The organism is Protofrankia sp. Cas3, assembly GCF_963555955.1.
Classification (GTDB): Bacteria; Actinomycetota; Actinomycetes; order Frankiales; family Frankiaceae; genus Protofrankia.
On sequence record NZ_CAUVXP010000300.1, the window covers coordinates 1 to 3,058 of the forward strand.

The following is a 3,058-nucleotide window of genomic DNA, read 5'->3' on the forward strand; positions in this document are numbered from 1 at the left end:
GACGAGAACAGCACGAATGCCGACAGGTCCAGGTCGCGGGTGAGTTCATGCAGGTTCCAGGCAGCGTCGACCTTCGGCCGCAGCACCCGGTCCAGGCGGTCGGGGGTCAGCGAGCCGATCATGCCGTCGTCGAGCACGCCGGCGGCGTGCACGACCGCGACGAGCCCGGCGTCCGGGCGGATCGCCGCGAGCGCGTCGGCGAGCTGGTCACGGTCGGCGACGTCGCAGGCCGCAAGCTCCACCTCGGCGCCGAGCTCGACCAGCTCGTCGCGCAGCGCGACGGCCCCCGGCGCGTTCGCGCCGGACCTGCTCACCAACATCAGGTGCCGCGCGCCGTGCCGGACCACCAGATGCCGCGCGACGAGGGCACCGAGCGAGCCGGTCGCACCGGTAACCAGGACGGTGCCAGTGCTGTCACCCAGCAGCGGGCGGGAGACCTCGCGGGCGGGTTCATCGGAGGTGGCGCCGGCTGCGCCACCCGGCATCGTCAGAACGATCTTTCCGATGTGGCGGGCCTGGCTGAGGTCGCGCAGGGCATCCGCGGCATCGCGCACCGGGACGGCCTTGACCTCCGCCGACCTGCGTAGGCCGGCGCGGAACAGCGCGACCAGCTCGTCGAGTATCTGGCCGATGCGCTCATATCCGGCGTCCAGAATGTCGAACGGCAGGTAGCGCGCGTCGGGACGGGCGTCGGGACGGGCGTCGGCGAGCGCGTCAGCCGGCCGGACGTCGGTCTTGCCCATCTCCAGAAACCGCCCGCCGTCGGCCAACAGGCGCAGGGATGCGTCGACGAAGTCGCCGGCGAGCGAGTTCAGGACGATGTCGACGCCGCGACCGGCGGTGATCTCGGCGAACCCTGTCTCGAAGTCGAGGGTGCGCGAGGACGCGAGGTGGTCCTCGGGGATGCCCTGCGCCCGGACGGCGTCCCATTTCGCCGGGCTCGCGGTCGCAAACACCTCCAGGCCAAGCCACTGGGCAACAGCGACCGCGGCCATTCCCACGCCACCGGCCGCCGCATGGATGAGGACCGACTCGCCGGGCTGGGCTGCGGCCAGGTCTGCCAGCCCGTAGTAGGCCGTGAGGTAAGCGATCGGGACGGCCGCGGCCTCCGTGAACGTCCACTCCGGCGGGACGCCGGTGAGCAGCTGACGGTCGGTCACCGCCACCGGCGCGATCTGGCCGGGCAGCAGTCCCATCACCCGGTCGCCGGGGGCAAGATCGACGACGTCGGGCCCGACCTCGAGCACGATGCCGGCGCCCTCGGCGCCCATCTCCGCCTGGCCGGGATACATGTCGAGCGCGATGAGGGCGTCGCGGAAGTTCAGGCCCGCCGCGGCCGTTTCCACCCGCACCTGCCCCGCCGCCAGCGGAACCCGCGCGGCGGGATGCGGCTCGGCCACCAGGTTCTCCAACGTGCCGCGCGGGGACACGCTCAGCCGCCACGGTGAGCCGTCCGCGGGGATGGCGAGGCCGCCCCGCGCCCCGCCGGGTGTTCCAATGGACACGCCGCGCGGCGCTCCGGACGCATCGACCCGCGCGAGGCGCGGTACCAGGACGCGACCATCGCGCAGGGCGCACTCTGCGTCGTCCAGTCCCTCGACCACGGCCGCCAGCCCACGCCAGGTGGGCGGTGCCGTGTCCGCGGCTGGGTCAAGGTCCACCAGTGCGACGCGCCCGGGGTGTTCGGTCCGCGCCGACCGGGCGAGGCCCCACACGGCGGAGCGGGCGAGGTCGGCGACGGCCGAGTCGGGGCCGGTGGCCACCGCTCCCCTGGTGACGACGGTAAGTGTCGCCGCGGCGAAGCGCTCGTCCACCAGCCACTCCTGGAAGAGGAGCAATGCCCCGTTGGCGGCGGCGTGGACGTCCCGCGTGGTGATCGGCGTCGGCCGGTCGAGGTAGGGGGCCATCACATGCGCGGGCACAGGGGAACCCGCATCGATCGCCGCCCGCAGCTCGCCCAGATCGCGGTAGGCCGGCACTCCCCCGCCATCGACGTCGCCGACAAGGACGATATGACCGGTTTCGCCGACTGGGCGGGGATGGACATCCACCCAGTCCAGCCGGTGAAGCCACTCGAGCACCGATTCGGCGCGAGCGGTCGCGGCGACCCGGGGGTCGGCGACCGCGCGCAGTTCGAGCGAGTCCACGACGAGAACCGGTTCGCCCGTGGCGTCCGCGGCGACGATGGCCAATGAGCCGTGCTCGGCACGGGAGATCCACACCCGCAGCACGTCCGTCGCCGACCCGAGCAGGGTCACGCCGCTCCAGCTGAACGGCACGCGTGCCTGGTCGTCGTCACCGAACAGTCCGGGAAGGGCCAGGACGTGCAGGGCGGAATCGAGCAGCGCCGGATGGATGATGTATGCCTCGTCCGTGTTCCGCCGGTCGTCGGCGAGCTCGGCTTCGACGAAGATCTCCTCACCCCGTCGCCAGGCGGACCGCAGCCCCTGGAAGGTGGGGCCGTAGTCGAAGCCGGCTTCGCGCAGAAGGTCGTACAGGTCCGCGACGTCGACGCTCTCGGCCCCGGACGGCGGCCACTCCCGCATGAGCTCGCCGGGAACGTCCCGCGCGGCGGTTTCGATCATGCCTACCGCGTGGCGGATCCACTGTGAGTCGGTGGCCTCAGCGGACTCCGAGCGGGAGTGCACGCTCACCGCTCGCCGGCCCGAGGAGTCGGGGCGGTTCACCACGACCTGTATGTCGACCGGCTCGCGGGCTGGAAGAGCGAGCGGCGTGTGCACGGTCAACTCGGCCAGCCGATCGCACCCGACCTGCTCAGCCGCGGCGAGGACGATGTCGAGGAACGCGGTCCCGGGCAGGATCGCGGCCCCCAGGATCGTGTGCTCCGCCAGCCACGGCTGGGTGCCGCGGGAGATGCGGCCCGTGACGACAAGCTCGTCCCGATCGGCGATGCTGACCGAAGCCCCGAGCATCGGGTGCGCAAGGCCGCCCGCGCCCGCCGAAGGCGTCTCGCCGTCATGGCTGATGTCGAGCCAGTAGCGGTCGTGTTGGAAGGCGTAGGTGGGCAGGTCGACGGGGGTACCAGAAGGTAGAACAG

1 protein-coding gene is annotated in these 3,058 nt (G+C 72.3%); it reads right to left on the minus strand.

The annotated features are described in order from the left end of the window. On the minus strand, positions 1-3,058 hold a 3,058-nt coding region (locus U9983_RS27405), incomplete at both ends, for an SDR family NAD(P)-dependent oxidoreductase (RefSeq protein WP_322756781.1).